General features: G+C 61.2%; 9 protein-coding genes and 1 tRNA gene. 6 read left to right on the top strand and 4 right to left on the bottom strand.

The genetic code is table 11. The features are described from left to right. Nucleotides 1-539 precede the first annotated feature (539 nt). Nucleotides 540-3947 (top strand): caspase family protein, encoded by a 3408-nt coding sequence (locus tag ACM43_RS05390; RefSeq protein ID WP_271538663.1) that lies wholly within the window; start codon nucleotides 540-542, stop codon nucleotides 3945-3947. Between the two features lie 8 nt (nucleotides 3948-3955). Beyond that, nucleotides 3956-4573 (top strand): DUF1353 domain-containing protein, encoded by a 618-nt coding sequence (locus tag ACM43_RS05385; RefSeq protein WP_271538662.1) that lies wholly within the window; start codon nucleotides 3956-3958, stop codon nucleotides 4571-4573. 95 nt (nucleotides 4574-4668) lie between these two features. Here the strand turns inward: ACM43_RS05385 and ACM43_RS05380 are convergent. Both ACM43_RS05380 and ACM43_RS05375 read right to left on the bottom strand, forming a co-directional pair. Continuing rightward, nucleotides 4669-4741: transfer RNA gene (locus ACM43_RS05380), tRNA-Ile, on the bottom strand. Between the two features lie 337 nt (nucleotides 4742-5078). Beyond that, nucleotides 5079-6053: a Bug family tripartite tricarboxylate transporter substrate binding protein gene (locus tag ACM43_RS05375; protein WP_271538660.1), complete on the bottom strand. Its 975-nt coding sequence runs from the start codon at nucleotides 6051-6053 to the stop codon at nucleotides 5079-5081. Nucleotides 6054-6160: 107 nt separating this feature from the next. On the opposite strand from ACM43_RS05375, the gene ACM43_RS05370 reads away from it, so the two are divergent. Continuing rightward, nucleotides 6161-7123: a TAXI family TRAP transporter solute-binding subunit gene (locus ACM43_RS05370; protein ID WP_271538658.1), complete on the top strand. Its 963-nt coding sequence runs from the start codon at nucleotides 6161-6163 to the stop codon at nucleotides 7121-7123. Nucleotides 7124-7191: 68 nt separating this feature from the next. On the opposite strand, the gene ACM43_RS05365 is transcribed toward ACM43_RS05370, so the two are convergent. Together ACM43_RS05365 and ACM43_RS05360 are read right to left on the bottom strand one after the other, a co-directional pair. After that, the gene (locus ACM43_RS05365) at nucleotides 7192-8406 is read right to left on the bottom strand and encodes an ABC transporter substrate-binding protein (protein ID WP_036026621.1); all 1215 of its coding nucleotides are present in this window, start codon (nucleotides 8404-8406) and stop codon (nucleotides 7192-7194) included. A gap of 101 nt (nucleotides 8407-8507) precedes the next feature. Next, complete coding sequence (locus tag ACM43_RS05360) at nucleotides 8508-9401, bottom strand: helix-turn-helix transcriptional regulator (protein ID WP_271538656.1); 894 nt, start codon at nucleotides 9399-9401, stop codon at nucleotides 8508-8510. 281 nt (nucleotides 9402-9682) lie between these two features. Between ACM43_RS05360 and ACM43_RS05355 the strand changes: the two genes are divergently transcribed. From ACM43_RS05355 to ACM43_RS05345, 3 genes are read left to right on the top strand one after another with little or no spacing between them, the layout of a single operon-like run. Continuing rightward, entirely contained in the window at nucleotides 9683-10510 is an 828-nt protein-coding gene (locus ACM43_RS05355) for a substrate-binding domain-containing protein (RefSeq protein ID WP_157285455.1), read from the top strand. Between the two features lie 60 nt (nucleotides 10511-10570). Continuing rightward, on the top strand, nucleotides 10571-11677 hold the full coding sequence (locus tag ACM43_RS05350; RefSeq protein ID WP_271538653.1) for a molybdopterin-binding protein: 1107 nt from the start codon (nucleotides 10571-10573) through the stop codon (nucleotides 11675-11677). A gap of 13 nt (nucleotides 11678-11690) precedes the next feature. Continuing rightward, nucleotides 11691-13640: a molybdopterin biosynthesis protein gene (locus tag ACM43_RS05345; protein ID WP_271538651.1), complete on the top strand. Its 1950-nt coding sequence runs from the start codon at nucleotides 11691-11693 to the stop codon at nucleotides 13638-13640. The last annotated feature ends 43 nt before the right edge of the window (nucleotides 13641-13683 follow it).

The raw sequence follows: 13683 nt of genomic DNA, 5'->3' as shown, positions 1-13683 counted from the left end.
GCAGACGGGATGGCGTTCGCTGTGCTCCCGTTTTGACGCCGCGAGTGATACCCATAATTGGCCGACCAGCGCCACTTTCGAAACTGAGCTATAAGGCCCTCTGATTGATTTGCCAGGATAGTCAACCCGGATCGGGAAGAGGCGGTTTAGCAATTTGTTTCTTAGTAACTGACAGCTTTGCTGGGCCTGGGCTTGGACACGCAAGGCAGGCGACCTACAGGAGCAAACGGAGTAAGTTCGCTAAGCCGGTGGTTGGAAAGCCCGCGCCGGTGCGTTGTTCGCGGACTCTACAGGAGTCGGGCCCCTGAATGCACTGTTATGTGGAGCAGTCGCAACTTTGCGCGATCCATAACAGGGCTAACTTTTGCTCGCCATTACCAAGGCGACGGACAGTATATGCTTCGGTGTTTTGATTGCAGCGGAATGAACTCACCTCTGTCGGTATGCCCCTTTAGTTGCTTCCCGTAATTTCCTATTGCGTGCATGATAAAAAAATAACAATCTTACGGAAGTCCATTGCGCATCAGGGAGAGCTCCCCTTGCGGATTTTCTGGTGGCTGAAATATTCTTTGCCTTGGCCGTGCCTTTGTTTGCTTACGCTGTTCCTCATAGCAGAGGACGCAAATGCTTGCCGCGTTTCTCACTCAGTTTCCAACAAGATTGAATCGAACGTAACCTATCTAGGCCTTCAACAAACGAAGGTGACTACTGGCAGCCCTACACATTTCACCTGGTACATTCCGCGTTCGGCCTTGCCAAGAAATACCTATCTTGTTCTGAGCTTCCCGGAAGCGGTTCGTTTCAAGGGAGAGGGTTTCGTCGCATTTCCCCCGCGGGCGCGCGCAACGCACTCATTGCGTACAGACGAATCCCGTACACGTCTTGTCGTACCTCTCTCAGGCACCATGGCAAATTTGGCTGGTCACACTGAAGCTTTCTTCTATCGAGGCGGATCAACGTCTGTACGCTGGAGCATCGTGGTCCTAACTTATGAGCAAGACGGCACATGTGCGGAAAGGACATTCCTAAGCGGTTCTATCGATTTTTACGTCGAGTTTGGGCCGCCCGAACTGGTCACACAGAACAAGTTCTCCCAAGGCACTCCTCGTGCCGAATTTGAGTCTCCTAACGGAGAGTACGTTTTAGCTGAATACGAGCAACGATTTCAGATTAATAGAAGAGCCTCGGGAGACCTGATCTATGATGGAAGCGGCACCACTCCGAAATTTTCAACGAGGGGACGGTATGTAACTTTCAACAATGGCTCAGGTCGGCTTGAAGTTCTGGATGTGGTCTCCCGCAAGATCGTATTTGCGACCTCCGATATCGAGGAGGGAAATTTCGGCGGTGCAAGCATCTGGGGTTGGATGAACGAGGATACCGCCTTGTTGATAGGCTATGGACGCAAAGGAGCAGTTGGTCTGGTTCAGGTTCTCATCGACGACCGGGTTAATTTCTCTGGCGATATAAATTGTAATGCATGTCACGCGTTTGGCTCAGTCGATCTGACGGTTGACTTTGATGGCCTTTTTATTCGTGCAGGGGCCCAATCAGACTACGCGTCAACGCTTGTCGAGGTTGCGGACTCTCCCGACGTGGTTGAAAGTTGGGAAAAGGGCGAAAAGGAAACGCGCGGCTCGCCGCCAAAGCGAGCTAAATATCAGCTCCCTAAGACTATGAAACTAAAAATAATCGGAGATGACCTAAGCGTCCCCGCTAACGAAGTCAAACAACAAGACGCTGTAAAATGGCTCTTTTCAGATCCGGTCAGCGTAGCATCCTTTAGGGTCTGGAATGGTGATACCAACCAGCAAACAAAGATTCTTAAAGCGAGATTCTACGATCAGCTGCGCAAAGAGGTCGGCCGAACTATTCGAGTCCGCAAGCCGAAAGCCGTTGCGAGGTCAACGCGCGTAAGTGGGCTGTCGGTGTCTCCAAAAACTGAAACGCAAAAGATGATTGCGTCGCTGGCTGCTTTCGGAGTTCGTGTTTACGAGCCGTCCGAAATTCGGAAGCAGTCACCTTCTAAGGTGCACAACAATGACTACGCTAGTTGGACAAGATCGGCCTTCAAATTGCTCGAACCTGTAATGAAAGCAGCATCAATAGGTCGAACTCGGCTAACGCTTAGAGAGAATGCGCCTAAAAAATTGTTGGACAAGACCTACTTTGCCAAAACCTACGGAACTTTTGGAGCATGCAGTAGCGATGACGGCGGAAAGGAATGGGGCGAACTGGGTGAAGAGCCTCCAATTGTCAGCGCAAACCGCTTAAATGCGCTCTGGAGTATCGAGTCGGTCGTTGGGTCCGTTTATCTTTTTCAACAATCCGATTATTGCGGAACGGCTCCTGACAAGTATGGTGACTTTATCTCTCTCTTTGTCCCCCAAAAGGAAAGTGAACCTCTAGTCTACAAGCGGCTGGCGGCGTCTTATTCCGAGGCGGGAGATGTATCAGACCCCACTGGGATTGATCCAGTGAGGTCAAAAATCGGAGCGCGGTTGCGTTTAACCGAGTCTCCAAATCTGAAGGTGAATTTGGTAAATGACCGCTTTGTCATCGTGACGTCCTTAGACTCCGGCGGTGCGGCGGTTTTCAAGTTTCCGTCGATGGAATTCGTCCAATCCTTTGAGGGCTTCTCAAACTCGCTTGAATTGAGCTCTGTAACGATGACAACTGATCACCAGTCAGTGTTGCAAATAAACCAAAGCGGCGCGCTTCAACTTTATGATCTGGTGTCGACCGAATTGAAACTTGGAGGACGATATGTGGATGAGGAGATCGTGCTCTACGATCGCGCACTGAACTTTGAATCTTCTCCCGAAGGTGCGTCGTATGTTTTTGTGCGTGTGCCAGGTTCGGACGAATTCTATAGTTTAGATCAATTCTCAAGCCGATTGAGAAGAGCCGGCATTGCACAACAAGCTTCCAATTCAATGAGTGTGGGCGGTCCGCAAGCTGGCCTCATACCTCCCCGCTTAGACGTCACGAGGATAAATGACACATACCGAGTGACAGCACATTCTGAGGCAGGCTTGCGAGAGTTTCGCATCATCCTCGATGGACGTGTGGTTCAAACCAAGCAACTGACTGGGGTTGATTTCGCCGATGTGTTTGAGGAAAAGTTTGTTCAACAGGGGCGTTGGTTGAATTTTTTGGTTGAAGACGACCGGGGGCTGATCAGTTCGGTTCGGCCGTTTTTTGTGAACGCCGAGCCGTACACGGGGACACTACGTGTCATATCTGTTGGGGTAGACCGGTTCAATAACGGTCGACTCGACAACACGCCAGTCGTTGACCTTCGCTACGCAGAAAGCGACTCTAAACGTTTTTTGGCAGCTATTAAGGACTCGTTAGCGCCCTCATATCAGAGATTTGAATCGAAAAGCATTTTAGGAGCCGTCCGACCCAATCAGCTTCTTACGGCGATTCGAGAGACAGCCGAGGCGACCGCCCCTTCTGACACTCTTGTGGTTTTTATTGCGTCGCACGGCATGTCGTCGTCCGGCGAGTTTTCATTGTTGTTACCAGGGGGGTCGAAGGGAGGGCCGGTTGAGACCCTGTCGTTTCAGCGTATCGCAGAGATGCTTGGTCATGCTAAAGGGAGAGTTTTCGTTTTTCTTGATGCGTGCCATTCCGCTGATGCCGGCCAAGATAGTGCTGCAGAGCTTTTGGCCGCGCGCAATAACGGCGACATCACCATTATTGCTGCATCCAAGGGCCGTCAAAGCAGCCTGGAGTCTCAAGATTGGCGGGGTGGCATATTTACGACCAGCTTGATTGATGCATTGAAAGCATCGGTTGCAACTCAGTCGCGTAGAGACCAGTCGGATGACATTGACGACCTTTACGCTTCTATTCGTCGACGCGTTTCGCAGTCGACAAGCTTTAGGCAGACGCCCTGGTTAAGACGCTCGTCTTACATGGGCATTCAATCGTTGAATTAGGGGTGGTTATGAAAATTTCAAAACGGCAAGCGCTGCGCTTTGTCGCGGCCGCAGGACTGGGCTCGGCTCTCGGCATTGAAAACGCAACGGCCAAGCCAGGGAATATGAAAGAATGGATGGACGCGTGGACCGGGGTGAGAGCTCGCGAGCCGCATGGTGGGCTGTTTGTTTTTAGGTTTAAGGATCCGATGTGGGTTCTACAAAAGCCGATCAGTTGGAGTGCTGATGATCCCGCTCTGAAAATAGCTTCTGTTCAAGTACCTGCCGGCTTTGTGACAGACTTTGCCAGCATTCCGTCAGCCTTCTACACCTTGCTCCGCCCAGACGGAGAGTACACGTACCCGGCAATTGTCCATGATTACCTCTATTGGGTTCAATCTAGGAGCCGTGAAGAGAGCGACAATATTATGCGCCTGATGATGATCGAGTTTCAGGTGCCGTCGGCTCAGATAGCTGCGATATACGCAGCGGTAAGAACCTTCGGTCAAGGTCCGTGGAACGAAAATAAAAAGCTGCAGGCTCGTGGTGAACGAAGGTTCCTTAAAGAACTACCAAGCGACCCTCGTACTACATGGAAAGCTTGGAAACAAAAGTCCAATGTGTTCGCGGACGAGAGCCTCAAATAGATGACGCGGCTAAAACCTAACAGCGACCCTCAGGAGGTGAGATAAAGCAAACGGGACGTAGAGTCGGTCCGCCGCCTGAGTACTTGATTCGCTAGTGGGCCCGGCAGGACTCGAACCTGCAACCAGACCGTTATGAGCGGCCGGCTCTAACCATTGAGCTACAGGCCCCGCCGCGAGGCGGCCGCAGGTAGCGCGGCCGGCAACGGTGCGCGGTTCGTTTACAGGGCCTGAGGCGGGGGTGCAATGCTGGCGCTGGTGGATCGGAACGCCGGCACGGCATCATTGATAAATTTCGAATAACCGAAATGGGCGATGATGCCTGTATAACCCTGTTTTGCCCGACGAAGCAAACCGCGTTTTCGGAAGGATTTTCGAGGTGGGCGGTAACCCATTGAAATCACTGGCCTCGTCTACTGTGCATGGGGTTGTTTTCGCAACTTTGTTTGAGAGGGCCTGTTGGCCCCCTCGAACATGGTGCGGCTGCGCTCGGCGGCACGGCCGCTGCCTAGTCCACCGAGACCCCGGCGAACTCGACCACCTTGCGCCACTTCGCGGTCTCGTCCGCGACCAGCTTGCCGAACTCGGCCGGCGTCATCGGCTTGGGGATGCCGCCGGTCTCGGCGAGCTTTGCCACCAGCTTCGGGTCCTTCAGCGCTTCGCCGACGGCCTTGTTGAGGGTCTCGATAACTTCCGGCGGCGTGCCCTTCGGCGCGGAGATGCCGTAGAAGCCGACCGATTCGAAGCCCGGCACGGTCTCGGCGATCGCGGGCACGTCGGGCACGCTCGGCCAGCGCTGCGGCGAGGTCACGCCGAGCGCGCGGACGTTGCCGCCCTTCACCTGCTCCATCGCCGAGGGCAAATTGTCGAAGATCAGCTGCACCTTGTTGGAGATGATGTCGGGGAAGGCGACGGCCGAGCCGCGATAGGGCACGTGCACCATGTCGCACTTCGTCATCACCTTGAACAGCTCGGCCGACATGTGCACCGAGGTGCCGTTGCCGGAGGAGGCATAAGAGATCTTGCCGGGATTGGCGTTGCAGTAGTCGATGAACTCCTGAACCGACTTCGGCGGAAACGCGTTGGAGACGACCAGCATGTTGGTGAGCTGCATGATGCTCGCGACCGGGGTGGTGTCGCGCAAAAAGTCGAACGGCAGCTTCTTGTAGAGCGAGGTCGAGATCGCGTTGTTGGGCGCGACGAACAGCAGCGTGTAGCCGTCCGGCGGGGCGTTGATCGCCGCGGCCGCGGCGATGTTGCCGCCGGAGCCGGTGCGGTTCTCGACGATGAATTGCTGGCCGAGCCGCTCCGACAGCCACTGCGCCATGATCCGCGCCACGATGTCGACTGGGCCGCCGGGGGAAAAGCCGATCAGCCAGTGTACGGGACGATCGGGATAGGCTGCGGCGGCGGGAGGGGTGGCGCTGAAAAGACCCAACAGGACTGCGAGTCCGAAAACACCGTGACGCAAAATTCGCAACATGACACCTCCCATTGTTCTATTGTCGTTGCGCGGCATGCTTTCATAAAAACCGGCGGCTGCCTACATCGCCGCAAGTCGGTGTTGACGCAGGCCCGTCAGGGACAACCATGAGATTCGCGATGATCCTTCTCGGTGCGGCGCTGTTCGCCAGCCCCGCCGCCGCCCAGACCGGAGGCACGGCCATTCCGACCGCGACGATCAGCCTGGGAACCGCGACACCCGGCGGCGGCTTCCCGCTCTATGGCAACGCCTTCGCGGAGCTGATGAACGCGGCCGATCCGCAAATCACGATCGTCCCGCGCAACACCAAGGGCAGCAGCGAGAACATCCCGCTTCTAGAGAAGGGCGAGCTTGATCTCGCACTGGTCGCGGGCGAGCCGGCCTATGAAGCCTTCGCCGGCATCGGCCGTGCGAAGGTAGCGCTGAAGATCCTCACCGCGATCTATTCCAACCCCGGCATGTTCGTGGTGCGCGCCGACAGCCCGTACACGACCATCCGCGATCTCGTCGGTCAGCCCGTTGCGTTCGGTGCCAGGGGCTCCGGCCTGCCGATCCTGGCGCGCTATGTGCTCGATGGTCTCGGCCTGAAGCAGGACGAGGACTTCAAGGCTGTTTATCTCGACCGCGCCGGCGACGGCCCCGCGATGGTCGAGGACGGCCGCGTCGCAGCGCTCTGGGGCGCCGGCATCGGCTGGCCCGGCTTTGCCGCGGTCGCCGCGAGCGCGTCGGGCGCGCGCTTCATCGCGCCCAGCGCGGACGAGATCGCGCGCATCCGCGCCAAGCATGCGTTTCTCAAGCCGCTGACCGTGCCGGCCGGCTCCTACCCGAAGCAGACCGAGCCGATCCCCTCGCTCGGTTCCTGGAGCTTCATCCTCACGCGCGAGGATCTGCCTGACGACGTCGCCTACCGCCTCGCCAAGACGCTGCACGGTATCGAAGCGACGTTCTGCAGGAAGCTCGCGCAGGCCTGCGAGACCAAAGCCGCGAACACGGTCGCGGCCGCGCCGAGGCCGGAGCTGATTCATCCGGGCGTGCTGAAGTATTTCCGCGAGATCGGGGTGGTGAAGTAGCGAGTGGCGAATTGCGAATAGCGAATGGAAGCTTCCATTCGCCACTCCCTATTCGCCACTCGCCAATCTCACTTCTTCACCAGCGGGCAGGCCGGGTCCGGCGGGCCGAACGCCTTGTCGCCGGAAATCGTCGTGAGGATCTTGTAATAGTCCCATGGATATTTGCTCTCCTCGGGCGTCTTCACCTGCACCAGCCAGAGGTCGTGCACCATCAGATTGTCTTCGCGAAGCTTGCCGTTGCGGGCGAAGAAATCCTCGATCGGCTTCTCGCGCATCTTGGCTGCCACTTTCAGCGGATCGTCGCTGCCGGTCTCCTGGATGGCGTTGAGATAGTGCATCACGCTGGAATAGACGCCGGCCTGCCACATCGACGGCATCCGGTTCATCTTGGCGAAATAGCGCTTCGACCATTCGCGCGTCTTGTCGTCCATGTCCCAGTAGAACGAGGTGGTCAGCAGCAGGCCTTGCGCCGCCTGCAGGCCGATGCCGTGGATGTCGGTGATCAGCGCGAGCAGCGCCGCCATCTGCTGGCCGCCCTTGAACACGCCGAACTCGGCGCCGGTCTTGATCTCGTTCATGTTGTTGGGGGGACCGGCGGCAATGCCGATGATCTTGGCCTTGGAGGCCTGCGCCTGCAGCACGAAGGACGAGAGATCGGGCGTCGCCAGCGGCGGCCGCACCGAGCCCAGCACCTTGCCGCCATTGGCGGTGACGACGGCGGAAGCGTCGCGCTCCAGCGAATGGCCGAAGGCGTAATCGTCGGTGATGAAGAACCAGCTGTCGCCGCCGCGCTTGACCACCGCATCCGCAGTGCCGACCGCGAGCGCGCGGGTGTCGAACACCCACTGGATCGCGTAAGGCGAGCAGAACTTGCCGTGGAAGTCCGCGGTGCCGGTGGAGTGGGTGATGAACAGCCGCTTCTTCTCGTTGGCGATGGTCTGCACCGCGAGCCCGACCGCCGAAACGGGCACGTCCACGATCAGATCGACCTGCTCGACGTCGAACCAGCGCCGCGCCAGCGAAGCGCCGATGTCCGCCTTGAGCTGGTGGTCGCCGATCACGACGCTGATCGGCTTGCCGAGCACCTTGCCGCCGAAATCGTCGATCGCCATCTGCGCCGCGGTCACCGAGCCCTGGCCGGTCGGCGCCGAGGCCGGGCCGTTCATGTCGGTGAGCACGCCGATCTTGACGACGTCGTCGGAAACCTGCGCCGACGCCGCGCCGGACAGCAGGGTCGCCAGCAAGGCGGCCGCGACCGGCACTCCAAATCTGATTGGGTTCACGTTTCTCCTCCCTGATCCGGCTCATTGGCCGGTGTTGCTTGTCCGGGTATGGCCCGGTCGAATTGGTTTCTTTTGCAACTATTAGGGGGCTGGCGTCAATGTCAGGCTGCGAAGCGGATCTGTCCTGCGGGGGAGGGATCGTAGCCGGTCAGCTCCTCCGCGCGCTGGCGCAGCCGCCGCTCGTTCAGGAAGCGGAGCAAGGCCTGCATGGCGGGGCGGAAATAGCTGCGCTGCCGCATCGCGAGGTCGAGATTCTCCCAGACCAGCGGCACGAAATCGAGACCGGCCGAGCGCGCCGCGGAGCGCGTCGCGATGCCGCAATCGGCCTGGCCGGCGCGAACCAGCTCGGCCAGATCCGGGCCGGTCAGCGCCGGCGGCTCGATCCGGCGCAAGTCCCGCATCGAGGCGCCGGCGCGCCTGAGCAGCACGTCGAGCAGCATCTGCGCGCCCGTGCCCTGTTGCCGCATCGCCATCCGGGCCCCGGCTGCGAGCACGTCGGTCAGGCTGTGCAGGTGCTTGGGATTGCCGTGCGGCAGCAGGAGACCCTCTTCGCGGCGCACGAACGCGATCAGCACCGCATCATGCAGGTCTGGCGTGGTCCGCAGCGCTTCGATGCTGGCATCGCTGGCGACATTGTCGCCGGCGTCGAGCGCGTGGAAGTGCACCGCCGCAGCCATCACCTCATTGCGCTGCAAGCGCTCGAGCCCGCGCGCGCTGCCCTCGTTCATCGATCCGAGCCCCGAGCCGGACTCGCGCAGGCTCCAATCGAGCAGTTCGTCGTGGCTGCCGCCGACGACCGGCGGCGGCTCGGCGATCAACATGCCGGCCGGGCGCGCAAGGCCCGACAGGACCCAAAGGTCGAGCTCGTGCCGTGGGAACAGCCATTTTCCCGTCACCTTGCTGCAGGGGATCGCACCGGTGGTGACGAGTTCGTAAAGCTTGCGTTCGCCGAGCCGAAGGTAGTCGGCGGCTTCGCTGGTGGTCAGGAATTCCATCCTGCATTCCTATGCAAATTCTTGCTTCTTTTTGACGTCCGACGCAGGTGGAATTCTGCATTTCAGATATTTGTCGCGGGGAACCATGCCCGATCATCTCGCTGCTTTGCAACACGTCACGACGCGCGATCTCTGCTTTGGTGAACGATCCTAGAGAGATCGCGCGGGCGGTGCGCCGCGATGAAGTTGCCGAAATTTCCCGGCCGGCAGCGCAAAACGCGTCACGAGTGCGGCGCAATCGATCATCATCATGACGGCGTCAAACCTGAGGGAACCCGATCATGGGCCGCCTGTCCGTTGCACTTGCGCTTCTCTGCGGCCTTGCCGCAGGCGTTGCGGCGTCGGCCGCGGAGGACCGCAGCATCGTCCTCGCTTCGACGACGGCGACTCAGGAATCCGGGCTGCTCGACTATCTGCTATCGATCTTCCGCGACAAGACCGGCATCGACGTCACCGTGATCGCGCGGCGCGCCGACGAAGTGCTCGATGGTGCGCGGCGGGGCGAGGTCGACGTCGTGCTGATGCACGCGCGGCCTCAGGAGGAGAAGTTCGTCGCCGACGGCTTTGGCGTGAAGCGCTACGACGTGATGTACAGCGACTATGTGCTGATCGGGCCGAAGAGCGATCCCGCGGGCGTGAAGGGCAAGGACATCGCGACGGCGCTGAAGGCGATCGAAGCCAAGGGCGCGCCGTTCGTGACGCGTGGCGATCGGTCGGGCACTCATGCCGCGGAGCTCGCGCTTTGGATCGTCGCCGGCATCGACATTGCCGGCGCCAAGGGCGCCTGGTATCGCGAGGCCGGCCCCGGCATGGCCGCATCGCTCGGGGCCGCGCGCGCCGCCAATGCCTATGTGCTTGCGGATCGCGGCAGCTGGATCGCGTTCAGCGATCGCGGCGATCTCGACATCGTCGTCGAAGGCGACCGGCGGCTGCTCAACCAATATGGCGTGATGCTGGTGAATCCTGCGAAGTTCCCGAACGTGAAGAAGGACCTCGCGCAGACCTTCGTCGACTGGCTGACGTCGCCGGAGGGGCAGACGGCGATCGCCGGCTACAAGGTGGACGGACAGCAATTGTTCTTCCCCAATTCGGATAGGTCGGGCGGCTGAGGGTTGAGGCCGGCACCGCCGGCGGTTGCCAAACCGGACGATGCATGGTCCTCATGGCGCATGACCCAGCGCCTGCCACCTTCGCTCACGCCGCTCGACACCGCGCTCGCCGCGCTGCTGCGGGGCGTTGATCCCGTCGCGCCGGTGGAGGTGCCGCTGGCGGACGCAATCGGCTGCATCGCGGCGGGTGCGCCGCTGCTTGCCGCCTATCCTTCGCGGGACGTTGCGGCCGTCGACGGTTGGGCGCTATCTGCCAACGATCTCGTCGGGGCGTCCGCTTACTCGCCTGTGCCGCTGGCAATGGCCCCCTTATGGGTCGAGGCGGGTGAGGCGATGCCGGCGGGATGCGACTGCGTGCTCGATGTCGACGCCGTGGAGACGTCGGGGCCGCTTGCCCAGGTGCTTGCGGAGGGCGCGCCGGGGCAGGGTGTCAGGCGTGCAGGCCGCGACATCGCCGCGCGCAGGGCCGTGGGGGACGCCGGCCATCCCATCCGTGCGGCGGACCTGTTGCTGGCGCGTGTGGCGGGCGTGGAGAAACTCGCCGTAAGGCGGCCGCGGCTGCGCATCGTCAATGTGCCGGGTGGAACGGTTACAGCGCAGACGATTGCCGGGATCGCGCACACAGCGGGATTGGATGTGGAAACGCATCAAGCGCATGCACGCGATAAAGCGTCGATCGCCGATGCGCTAGATGCGTCCTCCTGCGATGTCCTGCTGACCATCGGCGGTAGCGGCGTCGGCCGCCAGGACGCCGCCATCGCCGCCCTCGCCGGGCGCGGCGAGGTGATGGCGCACGGCCTTGCGCTGCAGCCGGGGCGCACCGCTGCGGTCGGACGGCTGGGGCGGGTTCCCGTCGTCGCCTTGCCCGGCTCGCCCGATCATGCGCTTGCAGCTTGGCTTGCACTCGTGCTGCCGCTCGTCGACGGTTTGTCGGCGCGCCGGCCGCGTCGAAAAGTGTCGCTGCCGCTTGCGCGAAAAATCGCCTCCAGCGTCGGCATCACCGAGATCGCTTTGCTGGCTGAGGAACATCGCGCCTGGATGCCGCTTGCCGTGGGCGAATGGTCGCTTCAGGCCATCGCCCGTGCGGACGCATGGCTGCTCATCTCCGCCAGCGACGAGGGATTTGCGGCAGGTACATCGATCGATGCGTATCTGATGCGGGCGTGATAAGGGGTCTGGCATGACGATGATCCCGAAATCACCGGACCGCAGCGCGCTCGAGCAGGAGCAGTTCCTCAAGATCCTCTCGCGCGAGGAGGCCTTGGCGCGCTTCGAGGCGGCCTTGTTCCCGCGCGCGCTTCGCACCGAAATGCGGAAGCTCGCAGCCGGGCTGGGCGCGGCCCTTGCCGAAGATGTCACGGCGCCGATCGACGTGCCGCCGTTCGACCGCTCCAATGTCGACGGCTTTGCCGTGCGCTCCGCCGACCTCGCGGCGGCCGGGGAGGGCGCGCCCGTGCGCCTCGCGCTGAATGGCGAGACCGTTCATTGCGGGACCGCGCCGACCCTGCAGGTGGCGGCTGGAACCGCAACGGCGATCGCCACCGGAGGTCCGTTGCCGCGCGGCGCCGATGCCGTGGTCATGGTCGAGCACACCCAGCCGGCCGGCCAGGATGCGATAGACGTCCGTCGCGCCGTCTCGCCGGGGCAATTCGTCTCGTATGCCGGCTCCGACATCGCGCGCGGCGAGGCGCTGCTGCGCGCCGGCACCATCATCGGCTCGCGCGAGATCGGTATGCTGGCGGCTTGCGGCATCGCCGAGGTGAGTATCGTGCGCAGGCCGCGGGTTGCCGTGATCTCCACCGGCGATGAGCTGGTTCAGCCCGGCGGAGTGCTCGCGCCTGCCGAGATCTACGATACCAATGGCGCCATCGTCGCGGCCTCGATCGACGAAAACGGGGGCGAGGCGGTCTTCCTCGGCGCCGTTCCGGACGACGAACCCAGGCTCGAAGCCGCCATGCGCAACGCGCTTGCGGAAGCCGACATGCTGGTGCTGTCGGGCGGCACGTCGAAAGGCGCCGGCGATCTCTCTCATCGCATCATCGGCCGGCTCGGCGCACCCGGCATCATCGCCCATGGCGTCGCGCTCAAGCCTGGCAAGCCGTTGTGTCTTGCGGTGTGCGACGGCAAGCCTGTCGTGATCCTGCCGGGCTTTCCAACATCGGCGATGTTCACCTTCCACGACATGATCGTGCCGGTGCTGCGCAGGATGGCCGGACTGTCGCCGCGCTCCGATGCCAAGGTGAACGCGACCGTGCCGGTGCGCATCGCCTCCGAGCTCGGCCGCACCGAATTCGTCATGGTCTCGCTGGTCCAGGGCAGGGAGGGCCTCATCGCCTATCCCTCCGGCAAGGGCTCTGGTGCGATCACGTCCTTTGCGCAGGCAGACGGCTTTCTTCGCATCGATGCACTTGCCGACCAGATGCCGGCCGGCACCGAAACCGAGGTGACGCTCTTCACGCCGCATGTGCGCGTGCCGGATCTCGTCATCGTCGGCAGCCATTGCACCGGCCTCGATCTCGTCACGGCACAGCTGGCGCATGCCGGCCTGTCCGTACGCTCGATAGCGGTCGGCAGCCTCGGAGGATTGGCGGCGGCAAAGCGTGGCGAATGCGATCTCGCGCCGATCCATCTGTTCGACGATCGCAGCGAGACCTACAACACGCCCTATCTCGTCGAGGGACTCGAGCTGGTCGCCGGCTGGCGGCGAATGCAGGGCATCGTCTTTCGTAAGGACGACAAACGTTTCGAAGGTCTTGGTGCAAAGGACGCCGTTGCCGCAGCGCTCGCCGATCCCGCCTGCATCATGGTCAACCGCAACCAAGGCGCCGGCACGCGCATCCTGATCGACCGGCTGCTCGGCGGCGCGCGTCCGGAAGGCTATTGGAACCAGCCGCGTTCGCACAATGCGGTGGCGGCGGCCGTCGCGCAGCACCGGGCCGATTGGGGCATGACCATTGCGCCGGTCGCCCACGCCGTCGGCCTCGGTTTCATTCCGCTGGCCGAAGAGCACTACGATTTCGCGCTGGTGAGTGCGCGAAAGCAACGATCGGCAGTGCAGGCTTTTCTCGACGCACTCGGCTCGAACGAGGTACGCGCGTCGCTCGCGCGAGCGGGCTTCCGGCCCGCATAGACGAGGGACCACGACGCGGCGTTCGAGCCATGAGAGGTCTACG

The organism is Bradyrhizobium sp. CCBAU 45321 (assembly GCF_028128975.1).
Classification (GTDB): Bacteria; Pseudomonadota; Alphaproteobacteria; order Rhizobiales; family Xanthobacteraceae; genus Bradyrhizobium; species Bradyrhizobium yuanmingense.
The sequence above is the reverse complement of the archived record's forward strand: the minus strand, read 5'-3'. Positions and strand labels throughout refer to the sequence as shown.

Excerpts from the sequence above, each read along its gene's own strand:
- ACM43_RS05360 (WP_271538656.1), bottom strand. The coding sequence starts at position 9,401 with ATGGAATTCCTGACCACCAGCGAAGCCGCCGACTACCTTCGGCTCGGC.
- ACM43_RS05350 (WP_271538653.1), top strand. The coding sequence starts at position 10,571 with ATGACCCAGCGCCTGCCACCTTCGCTCACGCCGCTCGACACCGCGCTC.
- ACM43_RS05355 (WP_157285455.1), top strand. The coding sequence starts at position 9,683 with ATGGGCCGCCTGTCCGTTGCACTTGCGCTTCTCTGCGGCCTTGCCGCA.
- ACM43_RS05345 (WP_271538651.1), top strand. The coding sequence starts at position 11,691 with ATGACGATGATCCCGAAATCACCGGACCGCAGCGCGCTCGAGCAGGAG.
- ACM43_RS05370 (WP_271538658.1), top strand. The coding sequence starts at position 6,161 with ATGAGATTCGCGATGATCCTTCTCGGTGCGGCGCTGTTCGCCAGCCCC.
- ACM43_RS05375 (WP_271538660.1), bottom strand. The coding sequence starts at position 6,053 with ATGTTGCGAATTTTGCGTCACGGTGTTTTCGGACTCGCAGTCCTGTTG.
- ACM43_RS05385 (WP_271538662.1), top strand. The coding sequence starts at position 3,956 with ATGAAAATTTCAAAACGGCAAGCGCTGCGCTTTGTCGCGGCCGCAGGA.